The 16,825-nt window shown below is 69.1% G+C and carries 12 protein-coding genes; 4 read left to right on the plus strand and 8 right to left on the minus strand.

Translation table 11 applies throughout. The annotated features are described in order from the left end of the window. Nucleotides 1–202: 202 nt before the first annotated feature. Nucleotides 203–1,405 carry an argininosuccinate synthase gene (locus NNI01S_RS24520; protein ID WP_063022482.1) on the plus strand — a complete coding sequence of 401 codons (1,203 nt, stop codon included), beginning with the start codon at nt 203–205 and terminating at the stop codon, nt 1,403–1,405. Nucleotides 1,406–1,919: 514 nt separating this feature from the next. After that, entirely contained in the window at nt 1,920–3,335 is a 1,416-nt protein-coding gene (argH, locus tag NNI01S_RS24525; protein WP_063022524.1) for an argininosuccinate lyase, read from the plus strand. Between the two features lie 73 nt (nt 3,336–3,408). On the opposite strand, the gene NNI01S_RS24530 is transcribed toward argH, so the two are convergent. Then, nucleotides 3,409–4,671 carry a cytochrome P450 family protein gene (locus tag NNI01S_RS24530; RefSeq protein WP_157114950.1) on the minus strand — a complete coding sequence of 421 codons (1,263 nt, stop codon included), beginning with the start codon at nt 4,669–4,671 and terminating at the stop codon, nt 3,409–3,411. A gap of 125 nt (nt 4,672–4,796) precedes the next feature. Here NNI01S_RS24530 and NNI01S_RS24535 point away from each other — a divergent pair, with 125 nt between their 5' ends. Continuing rightward, on the plus strand, nt 4,797–5,120 hold the full coding sequence (locus tag NNI01S_RS24535) for a DMT family transporter (RefSeq protein WP_063022484.1): 324 nt from the start codon (nt 4,797–4,799) through the stop codon (nt 5,118–5,120). Between the two features lie 86 nt (nt 5,121–5,206). Here the strand turns inward: NNI01S_RS24535 and ilvA are convergent, their stop codons facing one another. The 7 genes from ilvA to NNI01S_RS24570 all read right to left on the minus strand — a co-directional run bounded on the left by ilvA (nt 5,207) and on the right by NNI01S_RS24570 (nt 13,066). Next, the gene (ilvA, locus tag NNI01S_RS24540) at nt 5,207–6,427 is read right to left on the minus strand and encodes a threonine ammonia-lyase (RefSeq protein WP_063022485.1); all 1,221 of its coding nucleotides are present in this window, start codon (nt 6,425–6,427) and stop codon (nt 5,207–5,209) included. 30 nt (nt 6,428–6,457) lie between these two features. Next, nucleotides 6,458–7,627 carry a serine hydrolase domain-containing protein gene (locus tag NNI01S_RS24545; protein WP_063022486.1) on the minus strand — a complete coding sequence of 390 codons (1,170 nt, stop codon included), beginning with the start codon at nt 7,625–7,627 and terminating at the stop codon, nt 6,458–6,460. Between the two features lie 378 nt (nt 7,628–8,005). Then, complete coding sequence (locus NNI01S_RS24550) at nt 8,006–8,356, minus strand: hypothetical protein (protein ID WP_063022525.1); 351 nt, start codon at nt 8,354–8,356, stop codon at nt 8,006–8,008. A 294-nt stretch (nt 8,357–8,650) separates the two neighbouring features. Next, the gene (gene idi / locus NNI01S_RS24555; RefSeq protein WP_063022487.1) at nt 8,651–9,226 is read right to left on the minus strand and encodes an isopentenyl-diphosphate Delta-isomerase; all 576 of its coding nucleotides are present in this window, start codon (nt 9,224–9,226) and stop codon (nt 8,651–8,653) included. Next, nucleotides 9,223–10,095 (minus strand): geranyl diphosphate 2-C-methyltransferase, encoded by an 873-nt coding sequence (locus NNI01S_RS24560; protein ID WP_063022488.1) that lies wholly within the window; start codon nt 10,093–10,095, stop codon nt 9,223–9,225. Before NNI01S_RS24560 ends, idi begins: the two co-directional genes overlap by 4 nt. 55 nt (nt 10,096–10,150) lie before the next feature. After that, the gene (locus NNI01S_RS24565) at nt 10,151–11,644 is read right to left on the minus strand and encodes a family 2 encapsulin nanocompartment cargo protein terpene cyclase (protein WP_174554484.1); all 1,494 of its coding nucleotides are present in this window, start codon (nt 11,642–11,644) and stop codon (nt 10,151–10,153) included. Between the two features lie 15 nt (nt 11,645–11,659). Further along, nucleotides 11,660–13,066: a family 2B encapsulin nanocompartment shell protein gene (locus tag NNI01S_RS24570; protein ID WP_063022489.1), complete on the minus strand. Its 1,407-nt coding sequence runs from the start codon at nt 13,064–13,066 to the stop codon at nt 11,660–11,662. A 769-nt stretch (nt 13,067–13,835) separates the two neighbouring features. Here NNI01S_RS24570 and NNI01S_RS24575 point away from each other — a divergent pair. Further along, the gene (locus tag NNI01S_RS24575; RefSeq protein WP_063022490.1) at nt 13,836–16,787 is read left to right on the plus strand and encodes an acyl-CoA synthetase; all 2,952 of its coding nucleotides are present in this window, start codon (nt 13,836–13,838) and stop codon (nt 16,785–16,787) included. Nucleotides 16,788–16,825 lie beyond the last annotated feature (38 nt).

Raw genomic sequence — 16,825 nt, forward strand, 5'->3', positions numbered from 1 at the left:
CAGGGCTGGCAGCTTTGCCGGTTGCGAAGCGCAGGTACTACCCCCAGTTGTGAATGGGCTTGCATCGTCGTGCATAATCATTTGCAGAACGACGCGGGCCCGCCCATGCTGGTCTCGAGGCGTCGGGGCCGGGCCGTTCCCACCGCTCGGACACCCGCCATACTGCTGATACACCTATCGAACATCGAGGAGCACACAGAACATGTCCGAGCGCGTCGTACTCGCCTACTCCGGTGGGCTGGACACCTCCGTCGCGATCAGCTGGATCGGCAAGGAGACCGGCGCCGAAGTGGTGGCCGTGGCCATCGACCTCGGCCAGGGCGGCGAGGACATGAACGTGGTGCGCCAGCGCGCCCTGGACTGCGGCGCCGTCGAGGCGATCGTGATCGACGCCCGCGACGAGTTCGCCGACCAGTACTGCCTGCCCACCATCCAGGCCAACGCGCTGTACATGGGCCAGTACCCGCTGGTGTCGGCGATCAGCCGCCCGCTCATCGTGAAGCACCTGGTGGAGGCCGCCAAGTTCCACGGTGCGAGCACCGTCGCGCACGGCTGCACCGGCAAGGGCAACGACCAGGTCCGCTTCGAGGTCGGTATCGGCGCGCTCGCCCCCGACCTCAACGTGATCGCCCCGGTCCGGGACTACGCGTGGACCCGCGAGAAGGCCATCGCCTTCGCGGAGGAGAACTCGCTGCCGATCAACGTCACCAAGAAATCGCCGTTCTCCATCGACCAGAACGTCTGGGGCCGCGCGGTGGAGACCGGGTTCCTCGAGGACCTGTGGAACGCCCCGACCAAGGACGTCTACGACTACACCTCCGACCCGACGGTGAACTTCGAGGCGCCGGACGAACTGATCATCACCTTCGACAAGGGTGTGCCGGTGGCCATCGACGGCCGCCAGGTCAGCGTGCTGGAAGCGATCGTCGAGCTGAACAACCGCGCGGGCCGCCAGGGCGTCGGTCGCCTGGACATGGTCGAGGACCGCTTGGTCGGCATCAAGAGCCGGGAGATCTACGAGGCGCCCGGCGCCATCGCGCTGATCACCGCCCATCAGGCTCTGGAGCACGTCACCATCGAGCGTGAGCTGGGCCGCTACAAGCGGCAGGTCGAGCAGCGCTGGGGCGAGCTGGCCTACGACGGCCTGTGGTTCTCCCCGCTCAAGCGCGCGCTGGACGCCTTCGTCCTCGACACCCAGCAGCACGTCTCCGGTGACATCCGGATGGTCCTGCACGGCGGCTCCGCCGTGGTCAACGGCCGCCGCTCGGAGCAGTCGCTCTACGACTTCAACCTGGCCACCTACGACGAGGGCGACACCTTCGACCAGTCCCTGGCCAAGGGCTTCGTCCAGATCCACGGCCTGTCCTCCAAGGTCGCCGCCCGCCGCGACCTGAACCAGAAGTAAGCGACGGGCGTGCCGGTGCCGTGACACGCATCGGCACGCAGACGGACTGCGCCCGCTGCTTGGAATCGCCTGGGGTTATGCCCGATCGCTCCCACAGCGGCGCGCCGACCCCTGGAGGCGTTGATACTCCGCGAGCAGCGCGGCGCGAGTCGAAGGCTCGAGGCAGTATTCGGTGTGTGCGCTGAACGGGGAGCAGGGTGCGTTCCGAAGCAACCTCCCACGGGGGCGCGAGCGGACATGTTCTTGCGCTGCGCGCCAGGCCGCTGTTCTCGATCGGTGACGTCGAGCTACTACCTATCGAGGGCGTGCACCGTCGAGTGCTCCGCGGTGGACAGGCCCGGCAGGGCGACCCCCGCCGGGGGCGCGCGACCGTGACCGCGACAATTGATCTCGTAAGACGATGGGTGGCTCACCGGGTCCGTCCAAGACCCGAGTGGTACCCGGACAGCACCTGAACGCGAACCCACCGGTCACCCGACTGGTGCGGCTGAAATTCGGAGAGGCGGAACAGCGCATGAGTGGCGGTACGAACCAAGGCGCGCTGTGGGGCGGGCGATTCGCCTCCGGCCCGGCCGAGGCCATGGCCGCGCTGAGCAAGTCGACACATTTCGACTGGGCGCTGGCCCCCTACGACATCCGTGCCTCGAAGGCGCACGCGCGGGTGCTGCACAAAGCGGGACTGCTGTCGGATGCCGATCTGGCGGGCATGCTCGACGGGCTGGATCGCCTCGCGGCGGACGTGGCTTCCGGCGCGTTCGGCCCCGCCGAGTCGGACGAGGACGTGCACGGGGCGCTGGAACGCGGCCTGATCGAGCGGGTCGGCGCCGAGCTCGGTGGCCGTTTGCGGGCGGGGCGCTCGCGCAACGACCAGGTGGCCACGCTGTTCCGGATGTGGTTGCGCGACGGCGTACGCCGGGTGGCCGCGGGTGTGCTCGCGGTGGTCGACGCGCTGGTGGAGCAGGCCGCCGCGCATCCGGATGCGGTGATGCCGGGCAAGACCCACCTGCAGGCGGCGCAGCCGGTGCTGCTGGCCCACCACCTGCTCGCGCACGCCCACCCGCTGCTGCGCGACCTGGACCGGCTGCGCGATTTCGACCGCCGCGCGGCGGTGTCGCCCTACGGTTCCGGCGCGCTGGCGGGTTCCTCGCTCGGGCTGGATCCGGAGGCGATCGCCGCGGAACTGGAGTTCGACTCGGCCGCCGCCAATTCGATCGACGCCACCTCGGCGCGGGACTTCGCCGCCGAGGCGGCGTTCGTGCTGGCCATGATCGGCGTCGATCTGAGCCGGATGGCCGAAGAGGTGATTGTCTGGAGCACGCCGGAATTCGGTTACGTCACCCTGGCCGACGCCTGGTCGACCGGTTCGTCGATCATGCCGCAGAAGAAGAATCCGGACGTCTCCGAGTTGACCCGAGGCAAGGCGGGCCGGCTGATCGGCAATCTGACCGGCCTGCTGGCCACGCTCAAGGCGCAACCGCTGGCCTACAACCGCGACCTGCAGGAGGACAAGGAGCCGCTGTTCGACTCGGTCGCGCAACTCGAACTGCTGCTCCCGGCCATCGCGGGCTTGGTCTCGACACTGACGTTCCACACCGATCGCATGGCCGAACTCGCGCCCGCCGGTTTCACGCTGGCCACCGATATCGCCGAATGGCTGGTGCGCCAGGGGGTTCCGTTCCGGGTCGCGCACGAGGCGGCGGGTGCGTGCGTGCGCGTCGCGGAATCGCGCGGCGTCGGCCTGGACGAACTCACCGACGAGGAGTTCGCCGCCGTCGACCCGGCGCTGACCGGGAAGGTGCGCGAGGTGCTCACCGTGCAGGGATCCATCGCGTCCCGCAACGCCCGAGGCGGTACGGCCGGCGTCCAGGTCGCGGCGCAGCTCGCGGAGGTGCGCGAGGCGGCGGCCGCGGCGCGGACCTGGCTGGGCTGAACCAGCCACGATCCGGAGGCGGCAGCGGCCGCAGGCCCGGCTCGACCACACGTGCCGGGTCCGGTGAGCCCGCCTATCCGACGACGGTGATGTCGGCGCCGCTGAACAGCAGGTCACTGCGCCGCCGGGTGCCGACGGCCTCCGGCACTGCTTCGGCTTCCGGCGCCAGCTCGCGCAACTGCCGGAGAAACACCTCGACGGCCAGTGTGGCCATGCTCTTGCCGGGGCAGACATGCCTGCCGAAGCCGAACGTCAGCGGTAACTTGCCGGGCCCGTCCAGCGCCAGGCAGTCCGGGAAGACCTCCGGATCACGGTTGGCCGCGGCGAACAGCACGAGCAACGGTCCGGCGGGCAGCGGCGTGCCGCTGGAGAGCACGACCGGCGTCCTGGCTCGACGCTTCCATGCCACCAGTCCGGGATCCAGCTGGAGGATTTTCGCCGTGACCCGGGTTCCGCCCTCCGGTTCGGCCAGCAGGTTCCACCAGATCCGGTCCGGATCGCCGAGCAACCGCTGTACGCCCTGCTGGATGCTGCCACTCACCGTGTGCACTCCGGCGGCGAGCGAATTCGCCATGGCGGACACCGCGATTCGATGGGAGAGCCCGGCGTCGCGGAGTTTGCGCGCGAACCCGGCCGCCTCGCCGCCCCGGCCCTGTCGCACCGCTCGGCCGCTCACCGTGAACAACCAACCCAGCGCGCTCACCGCGTCGGCCAGGTCGCGTCCACGCATCACCCGGCCGAGCAGTCCCGATTGCGCTCCGCTCCACGCGGCCACGTGTGGCCAGTCCGCCGCGGGCAGGCCGACCGCCGCGCCGACGGTCCGGGCCGCGTAGCCGATCGAGAGGGCCGTCACGTCCAACGGCGATCCGGCCCGGAAACCCATGTCTCGCAGTGCCTCGTGGAAATGCTCGGCCATCTGCGCCGCCCGGGCGGGCCGATCCGCCGCGGAAATCGTGAAGTGCCCTTCCGGACCGGCCATGGTGTTCCACACGCGCTTGTGCAACCGGTCGTCGGCGAGGTTGGCGGTGGCCTTCGCGGGTGGCGGAACCAGGTGCCGGACGAAATGCGGGATGGCTCGTGGTGTCGCCGCGATACGCGCGTAACCGACCAGCGGGTCCAGCGAATTCGTGTTGGAGATGCCCGGCGTCGTCGCGTCCAGGACCTCACGCACGTCGGCGTATTTCCAGATCACGCGCAGCCCGGAACGGTGCGCATAGCTGGGCTCGGGCCACTCGTGCAACCGCCGATAGCGTTCGTCGCGCTCGGCGTACGGCAACTCGTTGCACGTCACCTCATCGAAGGGAAAACCGGTTACCGCAACGGACGAGCAACGCATGGCGCGATGGTATCGACGCGTCGGCCGTGGTCGCCGTGCCGCGAATTCCCGGTGCTGGGGAGCGGCCGCGGGGAAGGCGATCGCCGACCGGTGCGCGCCCGCGGGGCTCTGGCTACGCTGCGAAAATGACCTTGCTCCTGCTCGCCTTGGCCATCGCTTCCGAGGTGACCGCCACCGTGTCGCTGAAACTGTCCGACGGATTCGCCAAGCTCGTCCCGTCCATCGTGGTGGTCGTCGGCTATTGCGCGGCGTTCTTCTTCCTGGCCCAGGCGCTGAAACGAGGCATGCCGATCGGGGTGGCCTACGGCATCTGGTCGGCGGTCGGCGTCGCCGCGATCGCACTGATCGGCGTGCTCTTCTTACAAGAGCGACTGACCTTAATCCAAATCGGCGGCATCACCCTGGTAATCCTCGGCGTCCTGGCCCTCGAACTCGGCGGCGCCCACTGACTTCACGGGCACGAGTGGCACATGGTTGCGGCGTTTCGCGAGTAATCCCTCGGTGATGTGCCACTCGATGGAGGCGGCAGGGCCGGTCAATCCGAGACTCGGACGGCGTATCCGGCGTTCGCGAGTGCGGTGAGCACGTCGTCGCGATGGTCGGGCCCGCGCGTTTCGAGGGTGAGGGCGACCTCTACCTCGTCCACCGCCAGCCAGGTCCCGGTGCGCGAGTGCGCCACGTCGACCACGCTGGCGCTGGTCTTGCCGATCACCGCGAGCAGTGCCCCCAGTGCGCCGGGGCGATCGGAAATGGTCACGCGCACCGCGAGGTAGCGGCCTGCCGCGCTCAGGCCGTGCCCGATCACCCGGGTCAGCAACAGCGGGTCGATGTTGCCGCCGGACAGGATCGCGCAGACCGGCTCGCGCAGGCCGAGTTCCTCCGGCGGGTGGCTGGTCAGGGCGGCGACCGCCGCCGCACCCGCGGGCTCGACGATCAGCTTCGCGCGTTCCAGGCACAGCAGCAGCGCCTGTGACAGCGCTTCCTCGTCCACCGTGACGATGCGCGAAACATGCTGCGCCACATGATCGAACGGCACGGTGCCGGGACGCCCGACCGCGATGCCGTCGGCCATCGTCGCCATCCGCTCGACCCGCACCGGGCGGCCCGCCGCCAGCGAGTCCGGCCAGGCGGCGGCTTCCGCCGCCTGCACCCCGATGACGCGCACGTCCGGCGCCAGATGCCGCAGCGCGACCGCGACTCCGGCCAAGAGCCCGCCGCCGCCGGTCGGTACGAGCACCGTGCCCACCCGCGGCAGCTGCTGCGCGATCTCCACCCCGACGGTGGCCTGACCGGCCACGATATCGGGATGATCGAACGGGTGGATCAGCGTCGCGCCGGACCGGTCGGCGAAGTCGAGCGCGGCGTCCAGCGACTCGTCGATGGTCTCGCCGACTTGGCGGACCTGCGCGCCGTAGGCCTTGGTCGCCATCAGTTTCGGCAGCGATGCCCCGATCGGCATGAACACCGTCGACGCGATGCCGAGCGACGCCGCCGACCACGCCACGCCCTGCGCGTGGTTACCGGCGCTCGCGGCCACCACGCCGCGTTCGCGTATCTCCTGCGGCAGATTCGCGATCCGGTTGTAGGCTCCGCGCGGCTTGAACGATCCCGTGCGCTGCAAGTTCTCGCACTTCAACCACACCTGGGCGCCCACCCGTTCGGACAGCACCCGTGAGGCCAGCAGCGGCGTGCGCCGGATCACCGGGGTGAGCAGCCGCGCGGCCGCCTCGATCCGGGCCATATCGACCGATTCCATACCGCCATGCTGCCACTCGGGCAGGCGAACTCAGGCGGCTCTGGCCAGGTTGTGCGCCAGCGCGCCCAAACGCGCCAGGCGCGCGTCACCGAGCGGGGTGATCCTGCTGCCCAGGCGGTTGGTGACGAAGCCGAGCGACATCCCGGTCGCGGGGTCGGCGAAACCGCCGGAGCCGCCGAGGCCGAAATGACCGAACGCCGAGACGGGTTCGGCCTTGGACGGCTTCATCGGCACGCCGTGGTAGCCGAGGGCCCACGGGATCCGGAAGGCCAGCACGTAGTCCGGGGTGAACACCTGCCGCCGGGTCATCTGCTCGATGGTGTCCGGGCGCAGCAGTTGGTAGCCGTCCAGCTGCCCGCCATTGGCGAGCGCACCGTACACGCGGGCCAGCGCGCGGGCGGAGAACACGCCGTTGAGGCCGGGCATCACCGAGTTGTGCAGGCGCGGATCGGCGACCAGTTCGGCGAAGCCCACCGGGGTGGTGTCGGCGGCGGCCGCGAATCGGGTCCGGGCGAGCATCCGCGAGCCACGCTCCCAGCTCATGCCCGCGACCGTCAGGCGGGGGAAATTGGTGGCGATACGTCCGCGTTCGGATGCCGGGACACGGAACCAGAGGTCCTCGGCCGCGAGCGGTTCGGCGATCTCGGTGCGCAGCAGATCGGTGAACTCGGCTCCGGCCGCCCGGCGCACCAGCTCCGCGGCCAAGTGCCCGTAGGTGATGCCGTGGTAGCCGCTGGTCACCTTGTGCCGCGGATCGGGCGCGGCGGCCGCGAGCGCCGCGGTGACCGCGGCGTCGTCGAAGAATCGCTCGACCGGTCCGGGCAGCAGTCCACGCAGCCGGTGCAGCCCGGCCCGATGGGTCAGCACCGCCCGCACGCTGATGTGCTCCTTGCCCGCCTCCGCGAACTCCGGCCAGTACGTCGCGAGCGGCTCGTCGTAATCGATCAGGCCGCGCTCGGCCAAACGATGCACCAGTGTGCTGGCGATCCCCTTGCCGGTCGAGTAGGCCATCGCGATCGTGTCGTGCGCCCACGGAACATCGGGATGCGCGTATCCGGCCCAGACGTCGACCACCGGCTCGCCGTGCAGGTAGACCGCCAGCGCGCCGCCGCCGTCGGACGGGCGCTGGAACAGCCGGTCGAACTCCGCCACCAGTCGCGCGAAACGGCGATCCACGAACTGCCCTGCCGAAACTGTCATCGGAACCCCTGTGTCGATCCGCCGTGCTTGCGAACAGCTAAAGCCAGGTCTCGCGGTACTCGCAACTCAGGTCGGCCGATGAGCCTCGGATCTGGGCTGTGCCGCAATGCTTGCAGGCAGCGGGCCCAACGTCGCCGACGACGGCCTGACAGCGAACAGGCCAACTGATGCGAGATCAGGCCCGGAGATCGGCATGGCCGCTCTGCACGAGCGAGCGCCGAGGTCTGTGTGCCGGTGCTGACCAGGGTGGCGGCGGGGACAGTAACCATCCAAACGCTGCTCATGGGGTTGGCGCCAGTCGGCTGAGGCGAGTCGGCCGCAGCAGCCGCCCGAGCCCTATACCCGGTTCGCTGTGCTCCTTCGCCGCCGGAGCGAAGCTCAGGCGGCCACGGCCGTGACGAGCTTGCGCAACTCGGCGTTCGGATCGGCGACATCGACCACGAGCCGTGTGACATCGGCGCCCGCCAGGTCGATACGGATGGCGTGTCCGTCGAAGCGCGTGTCCCAGAACTCCTTGCGGCCCTTGCCGCGGAATGTCCCGGCCGCGATCACGCCCGGGAAGAACGCACCGGGCGCGCGCACCCACGGCGGGCGGCGGTCGACCCCGGCCAGGCCGAGCGCGGTGATGTCGGACAAATCGAAGGTCAGGTGGTCGCGCAGCGCCAGCACCTGATGCGCGCCGAGCACGTGCATCGTCACCGTCGTTCCGGTGACCTCGAATTCGACCATCACGCACCTCACTTCACCGAGATCTCGTACAACGTCAACGATGCAGAACGGTCCTGGCCACAGCCTGTGCCGTTCCTATGATTTCTCTCAGTTTCGCTCCATGGTGTTACAGGGATATGCGCATCTATGGATGTGACACGCCGAAGGGCCGCGACACCGAGCGCCTCTGACGAGCCGCACCGCAGCCCGGACGAGGGAAGCCGCCGCGAGGCTGCGGACTGGATCGAGGCAGCGGCGGCGCGGTCGACGATGCGTTGTGCTGCCTCGGACCAGGAAATCGGGCGGACGCGATGGTCAGGGGGCCGCAGGGCGAGTGACGTGCGCGTGCTCCGCGATGTCGAGCACACCCGCCAGCCACGGCGTGTAGGCGTCCGGGTTGTCGGCCAATGCGTCGCGCAGTGCGTCCGGTTGAATCCAGGCGAAGTCGGCCACCTCGGCCGGGTCCGGCCGGGGCGCGCCGATGTCCAGCCGCCCGATCAGTACGTGATCCCATTCGGACTCGACACGACCGGTGCGGAGATCTGCCGCGTGGTAGCGGTAGACGCCCGCCTCGGTGAGCGCGATCGTCAGGCCCATCTCCTCGGCCAGGCGTAGTCCGGCCGCGATTGTGACGGGTTCGCCAGGCGCGGGATGGCCGCAGCAGGTGTTGGCCCACAGGGAGGGGAACCTGGTCTTCACCGCCGCGCGCTGCTGCAGCAGGACCCGGCCGGCCGAGTCGAACAGCAGCACGGAGAACGCGCGGTGCAGTCGCCCCGGGGCCAGGTGGGCCTCGGCGACCGAGCACGCGCCGACCGCGCGCCCCGCGTCGTCGACGAGTTCGACGGGCAGGGCCTCGCGGTCGGTGTACGGCTGGACGAGGGCGTCGGTCACCTGCCCACCTTATCGGCGGCGATGAGCAGGTAGTGGAAGCTGCCCTCCCGGTAAGCGGTCAGGAACGGCTTCTCGACACCGGTGGCGAGCTCGGATTTCGTGCGCAGCTCCCAGTACGGGATGGTGGCCGCGGTGAGTTCGGTCACGGCGATGGGCACCAAATCGTTCTCGGCCATGGCGCGGAAGTACTCGCTGCGCGGATGGATCATGCAGCCGTAGTGCGCGTCGATCCAGCTCACCGAGGACGAGCGGCCGCCGGTCACGTCGTTGGAGCAGCCGGTTATGCACACATAGCGCCCGCCAGGCTCCAAGAGCCGGGAGAACTCGCGGAACAGATCGAACAGGTCCACGTACATGGTGGTCTCGTTGGTCCAGATCGCGCGCATGGAGCCGCTCTCGAATCCGGTGTCCAGCATGTTGCGGAAGTGGAACCGCACCTTGTCCGCGACGCCGCGGTGGACGGCCTGATCGTTGGCGAACCCGACCTGGTACTCGGAGATGGTGACGCCGTCGACCTGGCAGCCGAAGCGCTGGTTGGCGATGAAGCTGGTGCCGCCGCGGCCGGAGCCGCCGTCCATCAGCCGGTCGCCGGGCCGGACGTCGCCGAGGTGGTCGAGCAGGAAGTCCGCCTGCGCGGTCTCCAGCCGGTGCAGTTCGGTGACGATGCGCTCCTCGCGGGTGTCCTCCGGGCCGGTCAGCACGGACAGGTCCGGATCCCCGATGCCGTAGTGGTGGTGGTAGAGCCCGTCGACCTCACCGAGTTTGGTGTTGACCCGGTCGTCGTTCGGGTTGTTGTTCCAGTACGCGGCGACGGACTTCTGGTAGCTGGTACGCAGAACGGTCCCGGTCTCCGGGTTGAGCATGGTCATGCGCGATCATCCTCTCTCGGTGCGGTACTGCTGAATTGCTCACTTGCGGGCGGCTTCAATGCGGGTCGCGATAGCGTTTGCTATCGGCGTGCCAAGCGCGGTTGCCTCCCATCCAGGCCCACAGGCCCGTGAGGAAGCGGCGTAGTTCCGGCGAGCCGAGCGCGGCCAGGGGCGCCGCCTCCCGTTCGAACCGGTGCACCAGCTCGTCGTGCACCTCGGCGGTGCGCAGCACCGCCTCGCGGCGCGAGCAGCGCTCCTCGGCGGCCAGGACGGTCGGCAGATTGAACTCCCTGCCGTTGGACAGGTCCTCGCGGGCCATCGAGTACAGGTCGTTCACCATCTGACTGGCCAGTGCCGCGGTGGTGACCACGCGGCGGACCGCGGGGTCGGTGTATTCCGCGGCCTGCAACTCGTAGCCGCCGACCACGTCGGTCGGCGCCATGCACGGCAGGAAGCTGTGCGGTTGCCGATTGGTGAGGTACTCCCATACCGGTGGCATCCGTCCCGCGGCGCGCCAGCCCGCTTCCGCTCCGAGTGCGATGAACCACCCCGCGATCTCGGTGCGCAGCCGGGCCAGCTGCGCCGGACGCGCATAGCGGGCGAGGTGCTCGAAGGAGGTGCGGAAGGCGCGCAGGATCGGGTCGGCGTCGAGGGCCGCCTCGAGCTGGGCGACGTACCGCGCGGGAAGGTGAACCGGATCCATGGCGGCGGCCGCCAGTTCGAGCCGGGGACCCAGTTCCGCCTCGGCGCTGGAGGGGGTACCGTCCGGCGCCCGGTCGTCGGCGTCCTCCTCGCAGTAGTAGTCGTCGACGGACCATTCCGATACCGCGCACTTGGCCGCCGCGAGCAGCAGGTCGGCGTCGTCGCAGTCCGGGTGGGCGAGCATGATCAACCGGCCGAAGTCGGCGTCGCGCAATTCGTTCAGCCGGCCCTCGTACAGCCCGATGTCTTCGGCCCAGTCGACGATGCCGGTGTTGACGGCCTCCGCGAGCGCCGGATCGTCACGCAGCGGCGGCGGGCAGTACAGCGGCGGGATCGGATCCGAGTGCTCGCGCTGCGCCGTGCCCGATCCGGTCGGCCCCGGTGCAACGCCCGCGGCGTCCGATCCGGTTCGCTGGAGCGGCGAGGGCTTGGCCGCGCGTGGCGCGGCGAGGCGGTGTATCCCTGGCCACGCCGACGCCGTGCCCAGCCCGGTGGAGCCGGTGGGGAATCGCGGCGCTGTCGGTGACGGCGTTCGTCCCGCCGCCGGAATCGCTACCGGTGCGCTGCCCGCCGTGCGCGTGCCGGTGACGGCGGGGGAGGGCGCCGCGCCTGCGGACGTCGTTCCGCGATTCGGAAGCAGCAGTGCTGCGGCACCCAGCCCGGAGGGACCGAGTAAGCCGCGTGGCGTCACGCTCCCCGGTCGCATCGAAATACCTACTGGAGCAGCGGTTTGCGAAGCGAACAGATCGGACGGCGCAGTCGTCCGGGTGTTGGTGAGTAACGCGACGACGGCGGCGGCCACCTCATCGGTGGCGTGCGCCGCGCCGGCGCGGGAGAGCACCGACATGCCCATCACCCCCGGTCAGTCGGCTTGCCGGGCGACCGAGACGTTGTCGAGCACGCCGAGGGCATCCGGCACCAGCACGGCCGCCGAGTAATAGCAGCTGATCAGGTAGGAGATGATCGATTGGTCATCGATGCCCTTGAAGCGCACGTTCAGGCTCGGCTCGTATTCGTCCGGTATCCCGGTCTGGTGCAGGCCGATCACGCCCTGATCCTTCTCGCCGGTGCGCATGGCCAGGATCGAGGTGGTCTGGGTGTCGCTGATCGGGATCTTGCCGCAGGGGAAGATCGGTACGCCACGCCATGCGGGAACACGGTGCCCGTCCACCTCGACCGGATCCGGATAGAGTCCGCGCTTGGTGCATTCGCGTCCGAACGCGGCGATGGCCTTCGGGTGAGCGAGGAACAATTTCGTGCTGCGGCGCATGCTGAGCAGTTCGTCGAAGTCGTCCGGGGTCGGAGCGCCGGACTCGGTGTAGATGCGCTGTTTCAGATCGCAGTTGTGCAGCAGACCGAAGTCCGGGTTGTTGACCAGGTCGTATTCGCGCCGTTCGTAGAGAGCTTCGATGGTCAGGCGCAATTGCTGCTCGACTTGGTTCATCGGGTCGTTGAACAGGTCGGCGACGCGGGTGTGCACCCGCAGCACGCTCTGCGCGAGGCTGAGCTCGTATTGGCGCGGCGAGGCGTCGTAGTCGACGAACGTGCCTTCCAGCAGCGGTTCTCCGGCGTGGCCCGAGGAGATCGTGATGTCGGCCTCGCCCTTGTTGTTCTGCGGGTGACTGGGCGCGGCGGCGACGCGGTCGAGTTGCTCGCGCAGCGCCGGACTGTGGTCGAGGAGCTGTGTCAGCGATTGCCGCGGCAGGACCAGGACGGTCGTTCGCGTGACCGTCTTGATGGTGACGGGCCAGATCGCCGACGGCTCGGTGAGCATGGTGTCGCCGAAGAAGTCGCCACCGCCCAGGATACCGAGTTTCGTCTGCTCGCCGTATTCGCCGGATCCGATCTTGGTCAATTTTCCGTGCACGATCAGCAGAACTTGATCGACGGGATTTCCGAATTCCGCTACCACGGTACCGGGTTCGAGATCGCGTTGTTCGAAACGATCTGCGAGGCCGCGCAGAACTTCCTCGTCGTCGAATCCGCGAAGCGCCGGAAGCTCCTGCAATTCCAGCGGAATGACGCGTGCGGTGGAGCCGTCGATGACGAATTCCACCTCGCCGTTGCCCACGGTGTGGGTCAGGCGGCGGTTCACCCGGTACACACCACCGTTGACCTGCGTCCACGGCAGCGCGCGAGTGAGCCACCGGGAGCTGATGCCCTGCATCTGCGGTTCGGATTTGGTGGTGTGCGCGAGCAGCCCGGCCGTGCTGGTGCTGAGGCTCCTGCGCGCGTTGTTTTCCGTTTGGACTGGCATTTCAATGGTCATGCGTGGTCCTCACCTCGAGACGGCCACCGAGACATGGTGACGGGTTTTGGAGCGGGGTGGATTGAGGTCGCCGATAGTTCAGAGTCGCTGGGTGTTCACATCAAACAGCAGCGGGCATACCCGCACAGAGCTCATCGAACGAAATTGCCTACGCGCCAGGGCGTTCCAGACGTGATCGATGGTAGACGCCGAAAGCGGCTGTGCACAGGAAAATTTGGAAGATCGTCTCCTGGCCCGGCGGATGGTCACGACACGCGGTCGATTCCGGTAACGGCGGGTGGCGTAGCGAAGCCGGTCGCGGATTGCCTTCCGTCAGCGGACGATCAGACGCATCGAGCGCTCATTCGGCTGCGCGGGCTCGGTGATCGTGATGGCTTCAGGTGACCGGGGCCGCCGCCCTGATCCACCGGAACCGGCTCCGCCCCTCCGGGTGTTCGCGGGTGCTCCGCGCTGTGTTTCGTACCGGGTCGCCTACCCTGGGTCGGACGGGGCCTTCCGCGCGCGCTCCGGTCGGGGGGCGTCACCGCGTCCGTCCCGCCTCCTGCGCGGGGTGGTCGCAATGCACTCGACGGACTGTTCGACTCCCCGTTACTCAGGCGGTAGCCGCTCGCGTTCCCGAGCCGCGGGGGTGGGCGTCCGGGAAGCCGGCCACGGCAACCTGGCATGTGACGTGTCACAGCGGACACATAATGGACAGGTGGTGTGGGAAGCTCGTCTGAACACGTCGCGGTGTGTGATGCAGGTCACGTTCTAGGGTAGGCCAGGAGCGATGGTGAAGTTGAATGCGAATGTTGTGGTGGGCTCGGTGCAACGGTTGATGGCGACCGCGCAGAACGGCCTGGAGGTCATCCGCTTCGGCGGGCTGACCCATGACGTCGCGTCCTCGCCGTTCGAGGTCGTGGAACGCAGACGCATGTACCGGCTGCGTCACTACTTCCCCGACGACGCGACCCCGGGGCGACCGGTGGTCCTGCTGGTCCCGCCGCTCATGGTCAACGCCGACATCTGGGACGTGAACGCCGAGGACGGCGCCGTGGGGATCCTGCATCGCGGCGGCGTCGACTGCTGGGTGGTGGACTTCGGCTCGCCCGCGAGCGAGGAGGGCGGCTGGCAGCGCGACCTCGCCGATCACGTCCTGGCCGTCAACAGCGCCATCGACACCGTCAACGAGGCCACCGGCTCCGGCGTGCATCTGATGGGTTACTCGCAGGGCGGCATGTTCGCCTATCAAACCGCGGCCTACCGGTACGGCAAGGGCGTGGACAGCATCGTCACCTTCGGCAGCCCGGTCGACATCGTCGCGGGCATGCCGTTCGGACTGCCCTACGGCATGGTCTCCGACGTCGCGGACTTCCTGGCCGATCACGTGGTCACCCGGCTGCCGATCACGGACTCCATGGTGCGGATCGGCTTCCAGCTGCTCGACCCGGTGAAGACGGCCAAATCCCGGATCGATTTCCTCCGCCAGCTGCACGACCGCGAGGCGCTGCTGCCGAAGGAGCGTCAGCGCCGCTTCCTCAACAGCGACGGCTGGGTCGGTTACGCGGGGCCGGCCGCGGCGGACCTGCTCAAGCAGTTCGTCGCGCACAACCGGCTGATGCTCGGCGGTTTCGTGATCCGCGATCATCCGATCTCGCTGGCCGAGCTGAAATGCCCGATCCTGGCGTTCGTCGGCGAGGTCGACGACATCGGACAGCCCGCCGCGGTCCGCGGCATCGTGCGGGCCGCGCCGAACGCCGAGGTCTACGAGGCGACGCTGGTCGCGGGCCACTTCGGCCTGGTGGCCGGAAGCATGGCCACCAACCACACCTGGCCGCTGGTGCGGCAATGGGTCGAGTGGATGAACGGCGACAAGCCGCTGCCGCCGGAAATCGTGCCGATGACCGAGCACGTGCCGAACAATCGGCCCCGGTCGGCGGCGACCCGGGTGGTGCACACGGCCGCGACGCTGGCGGAGGCGGGCACCGGTGTGGGCAAGGCGCTCGAGGGCATCGCGAACAACACGGTGCGCGGTTCGATCGAGCTGGCGGGCGAAGCGGCGCGGGCGCTGCCCAGGCTGACTCGCCTCGGCATGATCCAGCCGCACACCCGGGTATCGCTCGGCCGGCTGCTCGCCGAGCAGAACCGCCGCGCGCCGCAGCGGGACCTGTTCCTGTTCGACGACCGCGTACACACCAACGCGGCGGTCAACGAGCGCATCGACAACGTGGTGCGTGGCCTCATCTCGGTCGGCGTGCGCCCCGCCATGCGGGTCGGCGTGGTGATGGAGACCCGGCCCAGCGCGCTGGCCTCCGTCGCCGCGCTGTCGCGACTGGGCGCGGTGGCGGTCCTGCTGGCCCCGAACAGCGAATTGAGCCGAGCGATCGAGCTGACCGGCGTGGAGACGCTGATCTCCGACCCGGAGAACCTGCGGCAGGCCGCCGCGACCGGCGCCAAAGTGCTGGTGCTCGGCGGTGGCGGCACGCGCGAGCTGGCGCTGCCCATGAGCGACCGCCTGATCGACCTGGAACAGATCGATCCGGCGCAGGTGCATGTGCCCGCGTGGTACCGCCCCGACCCCGGCCTCGCCCGGGAGCTGGCGTTCGTGCTGGTCACCGGCACCGGTGAGCGGCTGGAGACCAAGTACATCAGCAACCATCGCTGGGCGCTGTCGGCGTTCGGCACCGCGACCACGGCCGATCTCAATCGCAGGGACACCGTGTACTGCCTTGCGCCGCTGCACCATTCGTCCGGGCTGCTGGTCAGTCTCGGCGGGGCGGTCGCAGGCGGGAGCCGGATCGCGCTGGCCCGCTCGCTGGACCCGGAGCGCTTCGCCGAGGAAGTGCACCGCTACGGAGTCACCGTGGTGACCTACACCTGGACCATGTTGCGCGACATCCTCGACGCCGAGGTGTTCCCGGCCGGTCATCGCCACCCGATCCGGTTGTTCATCGGCTCCGGTATGCCCGCCGGGCTGTGGCGGCGCACCGTGGAGCAGTTCGACCCGGCTCGCGTGCTGGAGTTCTACGCCTCGATCGAGGGCGACGTGGTGCTGGCCAACGTGGCCGGGGTGAAGCGCGGCTGCAAAGGCAGGCCGGTTCCCGGCACCGCCAAGGTGGAACTGGTCGCCTTCGATCCGCTCACCGAACGCATCCTCGTCGACGGATCCGGCTTCGCCCGCCGCTGCGCGGACAACGAGGTGGGCCTGCTGATCGGCAAGGCCTCCGACGGCGTCGACATCTCCGCGGGCGGCCTGCGCGGGGTCTTCTCCGCGGGCGACTCCTGGATGCCGACGGAGAATCTGTTCCGCCGTGACGGCGACGGCGACTACTGGCTGATCGACCGCACCGACACGGTGATCCACACCCGGCGCGGGCCGGTCTTCGGCCAGCCGATCGTCGACGTGCTCAACGATGTCACCGCCGTCGACATGGAAGTCACCTACGGGCTCAACGTGGGCGATCACTGCATCGCGGTGGCCGCGGTGAGCGTGCGCGACGGTTTCCGCCTCGACCCCAAGGACGTCACCGAGGCGTTGCGGGTACTGGAACCGGACCAGCGCCCCGACGTGGTGTACGTGGTGGCGGACATCCCGCGCAGCCCGTCGTTCCGTCCGTCGGCCCGTGCGGTGCAGGCGGCCGGGCGCCCGGAGGCGGGACCGGACACCTGGTGGTACAACCGGGCCTCGGACGCCTACGAGATCCTCACCGAGGACCAGGCACGCACGCTGCTCGGTGACTGAACGCGATTCACGTTGCCGAAGCGCCCGATTCAGCGACC

Source organism: Nocardia niwae NBRC 108934 = DSM 45340 (assembly GCF_001613465.1).
Lineage (GTDB): Bacteria > Actinomycetota > Actinomycetes > Mycobacteriales > Mycobacteriaceae > Nocardia > Nocardia niwae.